This is a genomic window from Flavihumibacter cheonanensis (assembly GCF_022352215.1).
Classification (GTDB): Bacteria; Bacteroidota; Bacteroidia; order Chitinophagales; family Chitinophagaceae; genus Flavihumibacter; species Flavihumibacter cheonanensis.
The window spans coordinates 927,776-945,820 of the sequence record NZ_JAKRWF010000002.1 but is presented as its reverse complement, the minus strand read 5'-3'; the positions used below and the strand labels follow the sequence as shown (position 1 = coordinate 945,820).

The 18,045-nt window shown below is 43.9% G+C and carries 15 protein-coding genes; 9 read left to right on the top strand and 6 right to left on the bottom strand.

Translation table 11 applies throughout. The features are described 5' to 3' along the window. Positions 1 to 7: 7 nt before the first annotated feature. The 4 genes from MD536_RS13425 to MD536_RS13410 are packed head-to-tail and all read right to left on the bottom strand — an operon-like array spanning position 8 to position 6,903. Positions 8 to 3,631, bottom strand: coding sequence for an efflux RND transporter permease subunit (locus tag MD536_RS13425; RefSeq protein WP_239600905.1), 3,624 nt, complete (start codon positions 3,629 to 3,631; stop codon positions 8 to 10). A gap of 56 nt (positions 3,632 to 3,687) precedes the next feature. Further along, a complete protein-coding gene (locus MD536_RS13420) occupies positions 3,688 to 4,830 on the bottom strand; it encodes an efflux RND transporter periplasmic adaptor subunit (RefSeq protein WP_239600899.1) in 1,143 nt (380 codons plus the stop codon). Between the two features lie 28 nt (positions 4,831 to 4,858). Continuing rightward, positions 4,859 to 6,220 (bottom strand): TolC family protein, encoded by a 1,362-nt coding sequence (locus MD536_RS13415; protein ID WP_239600898.1) that lies wholly within the window; start codon positions 6,218 to 6,220, stop codon positions 4,859 to 4,861. A gap of 11 nt (positions 6,221 to 6,231) precedes the next feature. After that, on the bottom strand, positions 6,232 to 6,903 hold the full coding sequence (locus tag MD536_RS13410; RefSeq protein WP_239600896.1) for a TetR/AcrR family transcriptional regulator: 672 nt from the start codon (positions 6,901 to 6,903) through the stop codon (positions 6,232 to 6,234). A 140-nt stretch (positions 6,904 to 7,043) separates the two neighbouring features. Between MD536_RS13410 and MD536_RS13405 the strand changes: the two genes are divergently transcribed. The 7 genes from MD536_RS13405 (at position 7,044) to MD536_RS13375 (ending at position 14,741) form a co-directional block, all read left to right on the top strand. Further along, positions 7,044 to 7,685: a DUF502 domain-containing protein gene (locus tag MD536_RS13405; protein ID WP_239600894.1), complete on the top strand. Its 642-nt coding sequence runs from the start codon at positions 7,044 to 7,046 to the stop codon at positions 7,683 to 7,685. A 13-nt stretch (positions 7,686 to 7,698) separates the two neighbouring features. After that, on the top strand, positions 7,699 to 8,664 hold the full coding sequence (locus MD536_RS13400) for a zinc dependent phospholipase C family protein (RefSeq protein ID WP_239600892.1): 966 nt from the start codon (positions 7,699 to 7,701) through the stop codon (positions 8,662 to 8,664). 59 nt (positions 8,665 to 8,723) lie between these two features. Next, a complete protein-coding gene (serC, locus tag MD536_RS13395) occupies positions 8,724 to 9,791 on the top strand; it encodes a 3-phosphoserine/phosphohydroxythreonine transaminase (RefSeq protein WP_239600891.1) in 1,068 nt (355 codons plus the stop codon). A gap of 18 nt (positions 9,792 to 9,809) precedes the next feature. Next, positions 9,810 to 11,039 carry a DUF1015 domain-containing protein gene (locus MD536_RS13390; protein ID WP_239600886.1) on the top strand — a complete coding sequence of 410 codons (1,230 nt, stop codon included), beginning with the start codon at positions 9,810 to 9,812 and terminating at the stop codon, positions 11,037 to 11,039. Then, positions 11,039 to 12,067 (top strand): tetratricopeptide repeat protein, encoded by a 1,029-nt coding sequence (locus MD536_RS13385; protein WP_239600880.1) that lies wholly within the window; start codon positions 11,039 to 11,041, stop codon positions 12,065 to 12,067. The genes MD536_RS13390 and MD536_RS13385 overlap by 1 nt, the downstream gene beginning before the upstream one ends. 121 nt (positions 12,068 to 12,188) lie before the next feature. Next, entirely contained in the window at positions 12,189 to 12,830 is a 642-nt protein-coding gene (locus MD536_RS13380; protein WP_239600873.1) for a YceI family protein, read from the top strand. A 120-nt stretch (positions 12,831 to 12,950) separates the two neighbouring features. Beyond that, complete coding sequence (locus MD536_RS13375; RefSeq protein WP_239600871.1) at positions 12,951 to 14,741, top strand: AMP-dependent synthetase/ligase; 1,791 nt, start codon at positions 12,951 to 12,953, stop codon at positions 14,739 to 14,741. A gap of 2 nt (positions 14,742 to 14,743) precedes the next feature. Here MD536_RS13375 and MD536_RS13370 read toward each other — a convergent pair whose 3' ends face one another. Beyond that, positions 14,744 to 15,571, bottom strand: a complete 828-nt coding sequence (locus tag MD536_RS13370) for a CvfB family protein (protein WP_239600869.1) — start codon at positions 15,569 to 15,571, stop codon at positions 14,744 to 14,746. Between the two features lie 79 nt (positions 15,572 to 15,650). Between MD536_RS13370 and purU the strand changes: the two genes are divergently transcribed. After that, entirely contained in the window at positions 15,651 to 16,490 is an 840-nt protein-coding gene (gene purU, locus MD536_RS13365) for a formyltetrahydrofolate deformylase (protein ID WP_239600865.1), read from the top strand. Then, a complete protein-coding gene (locus MD536_RS13360; protein ID WP_239600860.1) occupies positions 16,490 to 16,987 on the top strand; it encodes a GNAT family N-acetyltransferase in 498 nt (165 codons plus the stop codon). Before purU ends, MD536_RS13360 begins: the two co-directional genes overlap by 1 nt. Here MD536_RS13360 and MD536_RS13355 read toward each other — a convergent pair. Next, on the bottom strand, positions 16,965 to 18,041 hold the full coding sequence (locus MD536_RS13355; protein ID WP_239600854.1) for a glycoside hydrolase family protein: 1,077 nt from the start codon (positions 18,039 to 18,041) through the stop codon (positions 16,965 to 16,967). The two genes, MD536_RS13360 and MD536_RS13355, sit on opposite strands and share 23 nt — an antisense overlap. Positions 18,042 to 18,045 lie beyond the last annotated feature (4 nt).

Sequence of the window (18,045 nt, the reverse complement as noted above, 5' to 3'; positions counted from 1 at the left end):
CTAAGTTTTAAAACCAACTGCCAACAAATGCTTTGTAGGCGGGATCTGATTCATTGCCTTTGATCTTTCGTTTTCTTCTGGCAACACTAATCCTATGTTTCAACATAGTGTAGAGTACCATTGGAATAAAGACCAAAGTCAATGGTGGAATTCCCATGATAGAGACCCATTTTCCTCCGAATTGGTTGCGCATGGGCCTTTTCAATCTTTCAGACATCAGGTACATGGCAGGTACTACAACCAGGGTCATGAAGAAGGCAACTGTCAATCCAAAAATGATTGTCCAGCTCAGTGGCTTCCAGAAAACGGCGTTGTCCCCACCAAGGAAAATTTTAGGATCCAGTTCTGCGAACAATGTAATAAAGTTGATATTAAATCCAACTGCCAGCGGAATCAGCGCCAGAATCGCTGCCAAAGCAGTCAGCAATACCGGAATGATCCGGGTTTTACCAGCCTGGATAACTGCTTCCCGGGTTTTCATACCACGAGCCCTCAACTCATCCGCAAATTCGATCACCAGGATTCCATTCTTCACCACAATACCTGCAAGACCCACAATACCAATACCTGTCATAACCACACTCACTTCCATTTTGGTAATTCCAAAACCAAGTAATACTCCGATTACACTGAATACAATTTCCGTAAGGATAATAACCGGTTTACTGATGGAATTAAACTGCAATACCAGGATGAACAAAATCAGCATCAATGCAATAAAAAGTGCTTTTATAAGGAATGCACCTGTTTCTGCCTGTTGTTCCCCTTCACCTGTTTGACGGATGGTAACTCCCTCTGCAGTGAGTTTGAAATTATCAATATGATCTTTAATGCGCTGATTCACTTCCGTTGGTGTGAAACCGGATAATACATTTGAGCGCAACGTGATAACCCGCTTCTGGTTTTTGCGCTTAACACTTCCCAGTGTACTGGTGAAATCAACATCTACCAGTGAGCTGATTGGAATTCGCTTAATCGCGCCTCCGCTGGCAAAATCACGGAAAACAATATTCATATTGAGCAGATCCACGAGGTTTTGGCGCTGCACTGCGGTATTTCGCAGTTGAATTTTGTATTCATCTTCCCCATCTTTTATCTTGGAGATCTCGCGACCGAACAGCGCTGTTCTGATCTGCATACCGATCTGCGCAGACGAAACGCCTTCCCTCAATGCACGCTCACGGTTAATAGTAAGCGAAATTTCAGGATTGTTCAAATCGATGTCCATTTTCAACTCCTCCACACCGGAAACCTGAATGGAATCGAGGTAGTTTTTGAGAGCTACAGCAGTTTTCGTAAGATCGTCAAAATCTTCACTGGCGATTTCAATATTGACAGGCGGTTCAGTAGGCGGGCCACCTTGCTCCTGGTCAACACTGAGCTCTGCACCGGGTATACCTTTTACAACTGCCCGAATGGAATCGAGTATGGGTTTGGTTCGTTCACCATGGCGTTTTTCAAACTCTACAAAAGAAACCTGGATTCTTCCAAGCTCCGGCCTTGTGCTGCGATCACCACTCATTGGATCACTGGCACCTACCGCCACATTGGAGATTACTGATTCTACAATCGGGTTTTGCTTTTTACCTCCATCCATATCCAACACTTTATACACCCGTTGCTCCAGTTGTCTTGTAATGGAGTCAGTATATTGAACGGAAGTTCCTACAGGTAATTTCAGGTATACATAAACGAAGTTGGGATCTCCGGAAGGAAAGAATACAACAGGTACTTTACGAAGACCAAAGAATACAAATGAAAAGATGAGTAATCCAATAGTACCCAAAAGAATTTTTACGGGCCTCCATCCATGCAGCGACCAGCGCAGCAAACTTTCATAGTGCGACATGATCCAGGGTAGTGCACGATTCTGGAAGTTATGAATGGTTTTATCCAGGACAAAAACATTCAGAATGGCCAGCACCACAAAGAACAACAGCAAATTACCCCAGAAGAAATACCAGTTAATCGCTCCCGGTAATGCCTGACCGTAACTGGCACCTGCTGTAATCAGCAATACACCCAGGATAACAGCGATCCAGAATCCTTTCTTTTTAAAAATGGAAGTTTTATTGCCATCTCCTTCATCGTGGTTCATAAAATCCACTGCAAATACCGGGTTCATAATAAAAGCGACCACCAGAGAAGCCGATAAGGTAAAGATCAGCATGGTGGGAAGATAGATCATGAACTTACCGATAATACCCGGCCAGAATAAAAGCGGAACGAAAGGAGCCAGCGTGGTGAGGGTTCCTGCCAATACAGGAATGAATACCTCACCTGCTGCCATCATTGCTGATTTCTCTGAATTGATTTTGCCCTTTCCTTCCATGAAGATCCGGTGGGTATTTTCAATAACCACAATGGCATCGTCCACAATAATTCCAAGTCCGAACAGCAGGGCAAAAAGCACAATAAAGTTCAGGGTAACATTTCCCCCAACAATCAGTTCAGCGGCCGGTAAGAAGAGGAAGGCCACGAACATACTAAGGGGTACACTTAATGCTACAAAGAAGGCATTGACTACCCCCATAAAAAACATCAGAATGATCAGTACCAGGATAAATCCGATCACAATGGAGTTTACGAGGTCGTTGAAGGAGACGCGGGTAGCCTTACTCTGATCACCCGTAATTACCAGGTTCAGTTCACGAGGAAACTCTGTTGCTTTCAACTCATCCACCACTCTTTTCACTTCATCAGATGTTTCAATCAGGTTTTCACCGGAACGTTTGATGATGTTAAGCGTAATTACTTTTTTGCCATTTAAACGGGCATAACTCTCGGTATCTTTGATAGTATCTTTAATGGTAGCGATATCCTTAAGATATATGGGCGCACCACTGGTATTGCGAAGTATCACTTTCTCAATATCATAAGCAGTTTTGAACTGACCTTTCAATTGCAGGTTTCTTTTCATGTTGCCCACTTCCAGCAAACCACCTGAAATATCCAGGTTTTCCCGGGCAACGGCATTGGCGATATCATCAAAAGTGATATTGGCTGCTTCCATCCGGTTATTGTCCACATTAATCTGGAATTCCCGCTCAGGAGCACCTACCAGGTCAACCCGGTTGATTTGTGGCAATTCTTCTAGCTTATCCTGTAATTCATCCGCATAACTTTTGAGTCGCTGCAAATCAAAATCACCACTTACGTTCACATACATGATTGGCTGTTCGGAGAAGCTAACCTCCAGTACCGAAGGTTCTTCCGTAAGATCAGTAGGCAGATCTTTTTTTGCCTTATCCACCGCATCCTTCACTTTCTGCAGCGCCACATCTGTTTTTACATCCGTATCAAATTCCACGATGATGGCACTAAAATCCTGCTGTGAGGTACTGGTAGTTTTTTTGATTTTAGCACCTGTAATCCCTTTGATTTGTTTTTCAATGGGACGGGTAACCAGGTTTTCAATATCCTTAGGCGAATTTCCTACATATACTGTTTGTACATAAATAGTAGGAATCACAATATCCGGGAACTGTTCCTTGGGAAGTGTCACAAACTGGAATACTCCAATGATACTCACGAAGATCATCAGGAGATAAATCGACGTTTTATTTTTGATACTCCAGGTAGTAGGTCCAAATTGTTTGAACTTCTCCTTCATATTTTCGAGCGCACTCATACTATAGTTTTACGCATTTCTTAAATTGATAACTCATCTTCCGCACAATTCCATTCTTAGAGACTGGTAGTAATCAGCTGACCATCGTAAAGCCCCTGGAACCCTTCAATGATCAGGATATCACCGGCCTGCAGACCCTTGTGGATTTCCAGTTCATTGCCATAGAGTTCGCCTGTTTCAACCGGACGTTTTTTGGCTCTGAGTTTACCATTCTCGTTCACTGCTACGAGTACGAATTTGCCTTTCTCATCATTTTGCAGGGTGTTTACGGGAATAGTGATGGCATCATTCACCGTATAATCTTCTATACGGATATTGGCGATCTGATTAGGTCGTATCTGTTTATCAGATGGCATTTTGGATTCGATGTAGAAAGAACGACTGTTTGGATCGATCAGCTTTCCTGATACACTCACTTTTGTATTGAATGTTTTGCTGATATCGGGCAGTATTACTTTTACCGGGCTTCCCACTTTAACTCTTTCCAGGTAATTTTCCGGAACTTGTGCAACTGCCTTCAATTCACTGGTATTTACAATACGGATACCATTCATTGGAGAACCGGTAAAGGTTTCACCAACCTTGATATTTACTTCATCCGCAATGCCACTCACCTGAGCATATACGTTTGTCATCGCCAGTTGTTCTTCCAGAATACCAATCTGACGTTCCGCCTGGTCTACATTGTTTTTGGCGGTAATCAGCTGAACTTCGGTACCGATATTCTGATCCCAGAGATTTTTCTGCCGGGAGTATAGGTTTCTTGCATAGTCCAGTTGAGTTTTGGCAGTTTCCAGTTGCTGACGGATCACTGCATCATCCAGCTTCAGGAGCAGTTTTCCTTTCGAAACAACATCACCCTGTTTCACGTAAATAGCACGTACCTGTCCGCCCATTCCACGTGGTGTTACATAGGAAACATTCTGGGCTTCAATTTTGCCTTGCAGGTCGATGTAGTGGGTGAAAGGCGCTGCCGTTAACGGAGTGGTAACTACCAGTTTCGGCTTTTCAGGAGGGATAGCAGTGGAATCCAATAACAGGATTTCTTTCTCCAGTTCAGCAATCCTTGTTTCTGTAGTAACTTTCGTTTCTTTCAGAGAAGCCAGTTCTGCTTTTTTCTTCTCCAGCAGGTTGCCACCACATGCTACCAAAAGCAAGAGGGAAGAAGATATTAGTAGTTGTTGTATACCGGTTTGCATATAATTCGATTTATAAGGATTCAGTTGATTAATAAATTTTTCCAATTGCTGTCAGATAATCCACTTTGGCTAAAGCCGCTTCATATAAAGCTGTGAACAGGTTGGTTTGCGCAGTTCTTAATTCCGTTTGTGCCGCATTTATTTCAGTATTGGAGCCTAATCCCTGTTCGTATTTCTTTTTAGTCTGATCATACACCCGCTCTGCCAATTCCACATTTTCCATTTGTGCGTCTACAGCCAGTACGGATGCGCGGTATCGGTTTCTGGCACTGGCTACATCATTTTCAATGGAAAGCTTGAGCAGTTCCATATCATACTCGGTTTTTCTCACTGCTGATCTTGCCTGTTCTAATAAGGCACGGCGACGGTTGCCATCAAAAATGGGAACATTGATGCGAAGCCCGAGTGTGCTTTGCTGGAACCAACGTCCTCCTGATTTGAAGAAATCGAATTCATTTCGCTGGGCGTTGGTGAAATAATTCCCAAATACGCTGACGGTTGGGAGGGCCATCAGTTTATATCGTTTGACATTATAATCATTCAACTCTTTACCGATCTGCAATAACTGAAATTCACGGCGATCATTAACCGAATAGGCAGAATCCAGTAAATTTTCCTTGATCAGATCATCGCTGAGTTTATCTGTTAGCACAAGGCTGTCGGTCAGGGGCATACCCAGCAACATTTTCAGTCCGAGATAACCGTTATTGATTTGGGTTTTAAGTTTCAGGCTGTCGGTGCGCAGGTTGGTAAGTGTAACATTGACCTTGTCTACATCCAATTGTTCTGCAAATCCATTTTTATAGATCTCACGGGTATCATGGTAGAGCTTTTCAAAGCGTTCTATATTATCATGAAAAAGCTCCAGTTGCTGTTCACCGATCAATAATTGGTAGTACACTTTATGAACATTGACAGCGATGGAAACTTCGGTGATCTCTGCATTTTTGCGGGCGAATTCCATCGCTGCATTCCGTGCCTGCAATCCTACGAATACCTGTCCGTCGAACAGGATCTGGTTGAGTTCAGCGCCTGTGGTGGCTGAGTACTGGACACCAAATTGTACCGGAATAAAAGTGCCGGGTGCTCCGCCAAAAAATTCTCCGGGAACCAGGCTGACCGGCAGTTTGATATTATCAATAAGGTTGAAAGAGCCATTCACCTGGGGCAGGGCACTGGCAGTAACTTCGCGGTTCACCTGTTGCTGAATACGAATATCTTCCAGCACTTTTTTTACCTGATAACTATGCTGCTTTGCATATGCCACAGCTTCCTGGATGCTTAAGGCTTCTGTTTTTCTTCCTTCCTGTGCGTAGGTGCCCAAAGAGCCGCTTATCAGTATAAGTAGCAACCCAACTGATAAGAACCTCCACAACGTTTGCTTGTTCATTGTTAACTGATTTAGATCTTTTTCTTTTTTTGCTGATACTCCAGAACCAACCGATACCCTTCCAGTGTGACGATACCAAACAGATAATGTTCAATAATCTGCTGCTCAACATCGGCAAGGGTTAATTTGTTCCCGCTGTAAAAGACGGGATCCAATGGCATAAGCATGCTTTCAATACGGAATCGGGCGATGATGTCGACATTCAGTTCCTGACGGTAGAGTTGTTCCTGAATGCCTCTGATCAGATTGTCTCGAATGGTATTGTAGATGAAATCATTTTTGTGTTGCAGAAATTTTTCATAGGCTTTAGGATGATATTTTTTCAGATCCAGTATCACGGAGGGGTTCATGTTCCGAAACATCTCTTCCACCATTTCCATCGCTTTAAACATTTCATCAATGGCATTTTCTGCACTGAACTTATCAATATCGCATCGATCCCTTGATTCACAGATCTTACACTGAATCACTTCCAGCACCAGTTCTTCCTTATCGGCAAAATACTGGTAGATCGTTTTTTTGCTGATCCCCATTTCACTGGCGATATCGTCCATGCTCACACTACGGATGCCGTATTTCATAAATAAATCACGGCTCCTGACAAGAATGCGGTCCCTGGTTTCATGTTCACTCATAATCGGGCCCAAAACTATGGAAACTTTAAATGTAACAAAAGTTTCCATCAAATTATTTTACCATTCGTCCCGAAATTGAATGTTCCACCACCCGTCTGGTGCCACCGGACGGGTGGGAGCAAAATCAGGTGAAAATACCGTCAGGGAGCCTGACCGCATTTTAGTAGGTTTGCAACAGGAACTGAACTATGGACAATCAACCGATTCGAACCGATGGCTGGCGTTGGAAAAAAGTTTTCCAGTATTTCTTACAGGGATTACTGGTTACAGCTCCGGTAGTAATTACGGGTTATCTGGTTTACTGGTTTGTTTCTTCGGTGGATAACCTGCTTCCCATTTTCCAGGAAGAAACACCGGAAGGCGGACTATCCACGCGGAATTATGGCTTAGGGTTTATTATCATTATTGTAGCGCTGATTGTCATCGGGTACCTGAGCTCTAACTTTATTACCAGCAGACTTTTCAGTTTTTTTGACCAGTTCCTGGAGAAAGCTCCCGGTATCAAATTCATTTATTCCTCCATCAAGGATTTCTTCGAGGCATTTGCCGGTAACAAACGCAAATTCAACAAACCGGTGGCGGTATCCCTGCACCAGCCTGATGTATTCCAGATCGGCTTTGTAACAGACGAGGATGCCAGTGAATTCGGATTCACGGATTATATCACGGTATACATTCCATTTTCCTACTCCTTTGCCGGACAAACCTACCTCGTTCCCAGGAGCAGGGTGCGTCCTTTGGATCATATCAAACCCGCTGATGCTATGAAATATGTGGTATCAGGAGGAATCGCTGAACCCGACCAGGAACCTGCCCCTCCCCGCGAGTAGGAAATTGTTGGATATGCGAACTATATGTTTACTGGCGGCAGTTCTTCTGCTGCACAACCCTGTTTATTGCTGGGGTTTCTTTGCACATGAAAAAATCAATGGGTATGCGGTTTATCTGCTGCCTCCGGAAATGCTGGTTTTCTACAAGCCATCACAAGCTTACCTCCAGACCCATGCAACCGATCCGGATAAACGACGATATGTGGTAAAAGCAGAAGGGCCGAGACATTTCATCGACCTGGATCAATATGGACAATACCCTTTCACAGAATTGCCCCGAAAATGGGAAGATGCCCGTAAAAAATTCGGGGAGGATAGCCTGCAAAAACATGGCATCCTGCCCTGGCGTATTTTACAGGTGCTCGGAATGCTGACCAGTGCATTCCGGGAAAAGAATACCGCTTCAATCCTAAAGCTATCCGCAGATCTCGGGCATTATATCGGAGATGCGCATGTGCCCCTGCACACCAGCTCCAATCACAATGGCCAGAAAACCAACCAGCATGGCATCCATGGATTCTGGGAAAGCCGGCTACCAGAATTGCTGGCAGACCAGGAATGGGATTTCTTTCTGGAAAAAGCCCGGTATATCCCAAAGCCAGCAGAAAGAACCTGGCAGATCATCCTGGAAAGCGCGGCTGCTGTGGATTCGGTACTGGAGCTGGAAGCAAAACTGAGTAAAACCATGCCACCCGATCAGAAATATGCCTTTGAATGGCGCAAGCAAACACTGGTGAGGCAGTATTCAGGAGAGTTCAGCAGGCTGTATAACCAGGCTTTAAAAGGAATGGTAGAACGCAGGATGCGCCAATCGGTGCAGGCAGTAGCAGATTATTGGTACACGGCCTGGGTAAATGCGGGTCAGCCATCCCTGCATCAATTGGCTACAAATAAAGACCAATCAAATGCAGCACCCGGACTAGACAGCCTTAGTGTTTTATGGAGAAGCCAACCTATCAAGGGTAAATCCTGCGACTAAGGGCAAGGAGAATTGACAATTTTTAAGGAACTTGCGGACTCACCAAACCAGCCAACGAAGTGGTACATAACTTTAATGCAGGTCCGTCTATCTTACCCAAAGAAGTTTTCCAGGCGGCCAGCGAAGCCATCCTCAACTATAATAACATGGGACTCTCCATACTGGAAATCGGGCATCGCACCGATGCATTCCAGTCGGTAATGGATGAGGCCCGTGCCCTGGTGAAAGAACTGATGCAACTCAATGATCAGAAAGAAGTATTATTTCTTCACGGAGGTGCTTCTACGCAGTTTTTCCAGGTACCAATGAATTTGCTGGCAGCAGATCGTAAGGCGGCTTATCTGGATGGAGGAACCTGGGGAGTGAAAGCAATAAAAGATGCCAAACTATATGGCACTGTGGAAGTAGTAGCCAGCTCCAAAGACAAAAATTATTCGTATATCCCTGACAGTTATACAATTCCCGGTGATGCCGCCTATTTCCATTATACCACCAACAATACGGTGGAAGGCACCCAGATGCATTCGATTCCTGAAACAAATGTTCCGCTCGTAGCAGACATGAGCAGTGATATACTGAGCACGCAGATTGACTTTAATCGCTTTTCGCTGATCTATGCAGGAGCGCAAAAAAATATTGGTGCAGCAGGGGTAAACCTGCTGATTGTAGATCCTTCCATTCTTGGGAAAGCAGATCGTGCCCTTCCCACCATGATGGATTACCGGGAGCATATTAAAAACGGATCTATGCTGAATACGCCACCCGTTTTTGCCGTATACGTATGTATGCTCACCTTACGCTGGCTGAAACAACAGGGAGGAGTAGCAGCTATTCAGCAAATCAATGAAAAGAAGGCACAACTCTTGTATGATACGATCGATCAGAATAGCATCTATACGGCACCGGTAGCCAAAAAAGACCGTAGCCGGATGAATGCGGTATTCACCATACAGGACCCGGAGGTAGAAAAAGAGTTTTTGACAGCTGCCAAAGCGGAAGGATTTTATGGTGTGAAAGGACATCGTTCCGTAGGTGGTTTCCGCATCAGTATGTACAATGCATTACCCTATGAAAGCGTAGTAACATTAACTGAATTCATGAAAGAATTCGCAACAAAAAAAGGATAATCCTTACATTTAAATAACATGGCCAGGATACAACCATTCAAAGCAGTTCGCCCGCAAACAGATAAAGCCGCCCAGGTAGCGTCTCCTCCTTATGATGTATTAAATTCAGCAGAAGCGGCTGAACAGACAAAAAACAATCCCAACAGTTTTTTACGCATTACCAAATCGGAAGTGGATCTACCAGGAATTGCAGATATTCATATAGCTGACGTATACGAAAAAGCAAAGACCAACCTGCAGGATTTTCTATCCAAGGGTATCCTCATCAGAGAGGATAAACCCTGCTACTATATTTATGAATTGGTAATGAATGGCAGGCATCAAACCGGACTTGTTGCAGTTTCATCTGTTGATGATTATGAGGCGGACATTATCAAAAAACATGAATTCACAAGGCCTGAAAAAGAGCAGGATCGAATCAACCATATTCGTACCAGCGGTGCGCAAACAGGAAATGTATTCCTGGCTTACCGCGATGTAGCAGCCATTAACTCACTGATTGAAAACTGGAAGCAACGGACACCCCTATACGATTTCGTAGCAGAAGATGGCATCGGCCATACCATTTGGGTGGTAAATGAGGATGCAGCCATCGCGCAGATAACAGAACTATTTGCCAAAGAAGTACCATATACCTACATAGCGGATGGACATCACCGGGCAGCTTCCGCTGCAAAAGTGCGGAAATCCCTGGAGGCAGGATATCATGACCATGCCAATTATTTTTTAACGACCTTGTTTCCTGCCGGTGAATTACATATCATGGACTATAACCGGGTGGTAAAAGATCTGAATGGACATACTGAATCAGATTTTCTGAGGGCCTTATATGATCATTTTGAAGTGGAGCGTATGCCTTCCGCTTTTTCTCCCACCAGGCTCCATGAATTCGGTATGTATTTGGGAGAGCAATGGTTTAAACTGACTGCCAAAGAAGGAACGTATAAAACTGATCCGATTGGTGTGCTGGATGTGACCATTCTTTCGGAACTGATACTGGATCCTATGCTTGGCATTAAAGACCAGCGGACGGATAAACGAATTGATTTTGTTGGCGGCATACGCGGGTTGGGCGAACTGGAAAAGCGAGTAAACAGCGGCGAAATGAAAATCGCTTTCAGTCTTCATCCCGTTAGTATCCAGCAATTGTTTGATATTGCCGACAGTGGAAATGTAATGCCCCCCAAAAGCACCTGGTTTGAACCCAAGTTACGCGATGGCTTATTGACTCATTTAATCTACGAATAATGCGAAAAGTCCTTCTTCTGTGTTGTCTGATTTGGTTGGGAAGCAGTATTGAACTGGCTGCACAGGAAGATGTCAAATCCTTACATGCCAATGCGAGGAAATATATGCAGGAATCCGACTATTCAAACGCTGTGCTGGTTTTGAATAAGGCATTATCCCTTGAACCTGCCAATGCAGACCTGCAAAATGATTTGCTATTCACCTATTACCTGGCCCGTAACTATGGAAAAGCCATGGAATTGGGAAAACAGCTGGTGAATACGGACAAGCCGGATATTCGTAGTTTTCAGTTACTGGGACTCACCTATCGCGCTATTGAAGAAAATAAGGAGGCAGAAAAACTCTATAAAAACGGGATACGTATTCATCCCTATAGTGGTGTACTGTACAATGAATTTGGAGAATTCCTCTGGGCTAAAGAGAAATTTGAAGCGGCCGTAGAGCAATGGGAAAAAGGAATAGCGACAGATCCCAATTATTCCGGTAACTACTATAATGCTGCTAAACATTATTATCTAACCAAGGATAAAATCTGGGCACTGATCTATGGGGAAATTTTCGTTAACCTGGAAAGTTACAGCCGACGTACTCCGGAGATCAAGGAACTCCTGCTAAACGGATACAAAAAATACTATGGCAAGATGGGTGAATTACAGCCAGCTAACCCCAAAAATGGATTTGAACTGACTGTAAGCGGAATCTTCGACAAACATGCCGGAACGGTAAGTTCCGGAATCAGTGCAGCCAGCCTAACCAAACTGCGCAGCAAATTCATACTCGACTGGTATGAAAAAGAGCCGGTCGCTTATCCTTTCCGTCTGTTTGAATATCATCGTCAATTATTAAGAGAAGGCTATTTTGAAGCCTATAATCAGTGGCTCTTCGGTGCAGCTCAAAGCCTGCCTGCATTCCAGCAATGGTCTCAGGCCAATGCCACCACATATGAAGCCTTTCTGCAATACCAGCGTGGCAGAGTATTCAAACTACCTGCGAACCAGGATTATCGCTTTCTGGACAACAAGAAATAAGCATTGATTTTCAATTGTTTAAAAAAAATTACCGAAAACTGACAAATATTTTAATCAATGTTTGAACATTAGTGTTATACTTTTTATTAATTTTGTTCGACAAAGAAAATTTCAACACACAATGAAAAAGGCAATTTTTGTATTCGCTGCTTTTGCCGCACTGGCAACAGCTTGTAACAATGCTCCGGAAGGAGAAACCGCAACTACCGCTGACGCTCAGGCTGCTGCAGCCGGAACAGGGGCTACCTACAGTATCGACACCACAACCAGCGTAGTTGAATGGCTGGGAACCAAACCCGTTGGTCAGCACAATGGTACTATGAAAATTTCTACCGGTGAGTTCAGCATTGCTGATGGTAACATCACTGCTGGAAATTTTACCATCGACGTAAATTCTCTGACAGATCTGGACATGAACGGTGAAATGAAAGACAAACTGGAAGGACACCTGAAGAGTGCTGACTTCTTCGATGTTGCGAAGTTTCCTACAGCCAGCTTTGTGATTACCGGAGTTGAGCCTATTACTGGTGACAGCACTGCTACCCACAAAATCAGCGGTAACCTGACACTGAAAGACAGTACCAAGAATGTTAGCTTTCCTGCACAAGTTACTGTAGCAGAAACTGGTGTTAAAGCAGCTGCCAACTTCAATATCGACCGTACCCAGTGGGGTATGTTCTATGGCAACGACCAGAGCCTGGGTGATAAATTCATCCGTCCAGAGGTTAATATCAAATTGAATATCAACGCCAACAAATTATAACTCGCTTTTTTCTAGTGATGTTTTGAGTTGGATCAACCGGGAGCTTCGGCTCCCGGTTTTTTTATGGTGGTGGTTACCTATATTTGAAATGGATTATTCACACACTAACGATTGATGCATATGAATCAGCCACAACGACTTTTTGACTGTCTGCAGTTGCTTATGGATAAAAATCCCGCTCAACCCCTGCTTTCAGGCAAAGAAAACGGACAATGGAAAGAGTATTCGGTTCAGCAAGTTAAGGAACTCGTGGACCAGCTAAGTGGGGGCCTGCTTAACCTGGGAATGAGCTGTGGCGATATGACCCCGGAAGGCCGGGATAAAATTGCCATCCTTTCCAAAAATCGCCCGGAATGGGTGATAGTGGACCTGGCTGTTCAACAAATAGGAGCCATCCTCACGCCTGTTTACCCAACCATCAACGCTAAGGAACTTGAGTTTGTATTAAATGATGCCGGCGTTAAAATGGCCTTTGTGAACGATGAGGAACTCTATCACAAAATTCTGAGCGTTCAATCAAGAGTACCTAGCCTGCAGCATATTTTTACCTTTGAACATGTTACCAATGCTGCACATTGGAAAGATGTAATCCGGAACAACAGCCAGGAAGCACAGCAACAAATTCCTGCAATCGCCTCAAAAATCGGCTACGAAGATCTTTTCACGATCATCTATACATCAGGTACTACAGGCACCCCGAAGGGCGTGATGTTATCGCACAAAAATGTACTCAGCAATGTGTTGAGCAGTATCGAATCGGCTTTCCTGGAAATTGGTGTAGAGGGACAAAAAGCCCTGAGCTTCCTGCCCCTGAACCATATTTTTGAACGAATGGTTACCTATATCTACCTATTTGCCGGTACCACTATTTATTATGCCGAAAGCATGGAAACCATTGGCGATAATCTCAAGGAAGTTAAACCTACCCTATTCACCACGGTACCCCGCCTGCTCGAAAAAGTGTACGAAAAGATCATGCTGAAAGGAATGGAACTGACTGGTGTAAAGCGCAAACTCTTTTTCTGGGCGCATGACCTTGCCGATCAGTTTGAACTGCATAAAAACCAGGGCTTCTGGTACAATACACAACTTGCACTTGCCAATAAACTGGTTTTCAGTAAATGGAGAGAGGCTTTGGGTGGAAATCTCAAAGCGATCGTAAGTGGTGGTGCGGCCTGCCAGGTAAAACTTATACGAATTTTTACAGCGGCTCAAATTCCGATTATGGAAGGTTATGGCCTTACGGAAACCTCTCCGGTAATCGCTGTGAACCGCTATGGTAAACATGGCCGCAAATTTGGAACTGTTGGCACACTTATTAATGGTGTGGAAGTGAAAATTGCGGAAGATGGAGAGATTTTATCCCGCGGACCGAACACCATGATGGGATATTATAAACGTCCGGACCTCACAGCTGAAGTGATGCAGGGCGACTGGTTCTGCACCGGTGATATCGGATTATTTGAGGAGGGTAAATTCCTGAAAATAACGGACCGCAAAAAAGAGATGTTCAAAACCAGCGGAGGCAAATACGTGGCGCCGTTGCCAATTGAAAACAAACTCAAGGAATCTTTATATGTTGAACAGGTGCTGGTAGTGGGTGCAGAAAGAAAATTTGTCGGAGCCCTGATTGTGCCCTCCTTTGCCAACCTGCGCGATTGGTGCCGCCAGCAAACTATTGAATATACCAGCAATGAGGAAATGATCCGTCATCCTAAAGTGGCTGAGTTATACCGCGACCTGGTTGAGAGTTTCAACAAATATTTCAACCACGTAGAGCAGATTAAAAAGTTTGAATTGCTACCTCAGGACTGGTCCATTGAAACCGGCGAAATGACCCCTAAACTGAGTTTGAAACGCAAAGTTATACAGGAAAAATACCGGGATGAGATCGAAAGGATCTACGCCTGAATTCAGATCTTTTCGATTCCGTTTTCCTTGATACGGATGAGATGCTGTTTAAAGAGGTTACCGATTGCCATCTTGAAGGCTTTTTTGCTCATCCCGAGGTTATCGTAGATATCTTCGGGATCGGATTTATCATGGTAGGGCAAAAAACCTCCATGCTGATCGAGCAGGTCCAATATTTTTCCTGCCTCTCCGCTTACCCGTTGATAGCCACGTTCCCCAAGTGCCAGATCAATTTTATTTTCCTCGCGAATCTTGCGAATATACCCTTTCAGCCTGTCGCCAACCTGGATATTCTGGTAGATATCACTAAAATGTAAAACGCCGGTATGTTTTCCATTTATGATACAGAGATAACCGATATCCGTACGACGATAGACCAACAGATCCACAGGATCTTTTTCTTTCAGGTCAAGCTCTTCATTGGAAAGCAGGTTTTCAATTTTTTCTGTTGCTGCAACACGTCCTGTCTGTTCATCAATATAAATGCTGACAATATAAGTACCACCAACCCGCATGGTGCCGAGTTGTTTCGACTTGGGTACAAAGAGATCTTTCATCAGTCCCCAATCCAAAAAAGCGCCCTGTTTGGTTGCACTCACAGCTTTTAATGCCACGATATCTCCAACAATGCCCAGCGGCTTCTGAGTTGTTGCAATGAGCCTGTCTTCTGAATCATGATAAACAAACACATCCAACTCATCACCGACCTTTAATCCGGCTGGCACAAATCTTTTGGGTAGTAGAATACCTTCTTTTCCATCATCAAGGAAAACACCAAAATCAACTGCCCGGATAACCCGTAGTGTATTGAATTCGCCAACTTTAATCATACTGTTTATTTGAACTGGGAGCAAAGCAAATGTAGCCGAATTTAAGAAAGCAGGTAAATTTGTTACTCAAGCAGGCAGCATGGAAAAAAATCACGTCATCCGGATTAAGTGCCCGGATCAGAAAGGACTTATTGCCGGTATTGCCGGAATTCTCTTCAAAAGGGGATACAATATTATGGTGATGAAAGAATACGTGGAAACCGAAACCGGACAGTTTTTTGCAAGGTTGGAAATCGCCGGAGATTTAGAATCGCAGGAACTGGAATCGGAACTCAAGTATTTATTGCCGCCCTCCGCAATAGTTGAAATCATACCCAGAAAGAAGAAAAGAATCGTGCTGCTGGTAACTAAAGAATACCACTGCCTGGGCGATCTGTTGGTTCGTCATTACTTTGATGAACTGCACGCAGAAATACTTGCAGTGATCGGTAACCATAACACGCTACAATCCTTTACTGAAAAATTTGAAATCCCTTTTCATTTTATAAGTCATGAAGGAATAAGTAAAACAGCATTTGAACAAACCATCCTTCAAACGCTGGAAACCTACCAACCCGACTACCTCGTGCTGGCTAAATTCATGCGTATACTCACGCCTGAGTTCGTGCAGTGCTACAAAGACCGGATCATCAATATTCATCACTCTTTTTTGCCTGCTTTCATTGGTGCCAATCCATATAAAAAAGCTTTTGAACGGGGTGTGAAACTGATCGGTGCCACGGCTCATATTGTAAACAACGACCTGGATGAAGGTCCTATTATTACCCAGCAGATCATACCGGTAAAACACGATGATGGCTTAACTGACATGATTGAAGCTGGGCATGAAATTGAAAAATCCGTATTGGCGGACGCATTAAAACTGGTACTGGAAGACCGTATTTTTGTTTCCGGCAATAAAACCATCGTATTTTCCTGATGAAAACATTTTCCATTCAACCTTATCATGATAAACACCAGCAGGGTGTTATCAACCTGATATTACCCATACAGCAGATTGAATTTGGTGTACCTGTTACGATTAAAGATCAACCTGATCTTTTGATCATTCCTGAATTTTATCAGAAAAACAAAGGTAATTTTTGGATTGCAACAGATCAGTCAACTGTAATTGGAAGTATCGGACTGATTGATATTGGACATCAGGCTGCTGCCATTCGAAAGATGTTTGTACGGGCTGATTATCGCGGAAAGGAAACCGGCTTGGGTCAGGCATTATTGGAAACAGCCATCAACTGGTGTAAAGAAAAGGAGATCAACAGTATTTATCTTGGAACAGTAGAGCAGCTAAAGGCAGCACAGCGATTTTATGAAAAAAATGACTTTCATAAAATCGCTGTAGAAGCATTACCGGATTATTTTCCAAGAATGCCGGTAGATACACATTTCTATGTTAAGCAACTTGCGTACTCTTAAGGGTAGCCAATACCTCAGGTGTTACATTACCAAAGAGGGATACCCCAGCGGCACCTTTTGCCATGGATAGTTCAATCCCTGTTTTTAGTTCTTCCATGGAATCAAAATCGGGAAGGTACAAGCCAGCATATAGCGGAAATTTTCCAGCCAGGAAATGCACGCCTTCCGTAACCGCATCCCCAATCCATTTTATATCTTCCTGGTAAAACTTATGGTAGATCATCGGGAATACAGCGTCCAGGTTCCAGTTGGTCCAGTCCTGGCGAACAATTCTGCGCGCCACTTCAGGAGTTGGGAATACAGCCGCAGTGATCCATTTTTTATGCCGGTTGGCAACTTCTGCTAATTGGTTAACCACCTTGTTAATCGCATTATAGCGGAAGAGACGCCAGGACAAAACTCCATCTGGATAAGGGAGGTCCAACGGATCTTTACCTGATATTTTTTTATATTCAGCTCTGCAGGTAGAACAATAACAGAAATCATATGCAGGCAATTCCTGCTGCTGAACCAGGTTGTAATTTTTCCAAAGGTTAAGCGGCAGTATCACATCACAAAACCGGATATAATCAAGATGCAGGCCATCAATATAATCTTTTGAAAGAATCTGTTCTGCTTCCTGTTTCAGGTAAGCCTGAACTTCCGGTTTGGAGGGACATAACCAGCGATAATATCCAACATAGGGCGGATGATCAATAACCGATTTCCCTTCTCTCGAAATCGCATACCATTCTGGATGTTGCTCCATCAGGGTTTTTACTCCCTTGTTCATGGTCCAGTTCCAGCGATGCGCTTCCAGCTTCATTTTTTTGGCGGCCCTGAAATGTTTCTCGGAATCATCTTCAAATAAAACACCCCGGACACCGGCTGCAGCGTATGCAGCATATCGTTCATACAATTCCGCTTCTGAATCCTTTGGATTCGGCCTCGTCCAGATCCAGTGTTTTGCCTTTCTTTTTTTGAAATCCAAATCTGCAGCGCTGAGAGAAGACCCAATTGAAAGGGAGGCTGTTGTAAGCAAACTGTTTTTTATAAAATTTCTGCGGTTACTCATAATC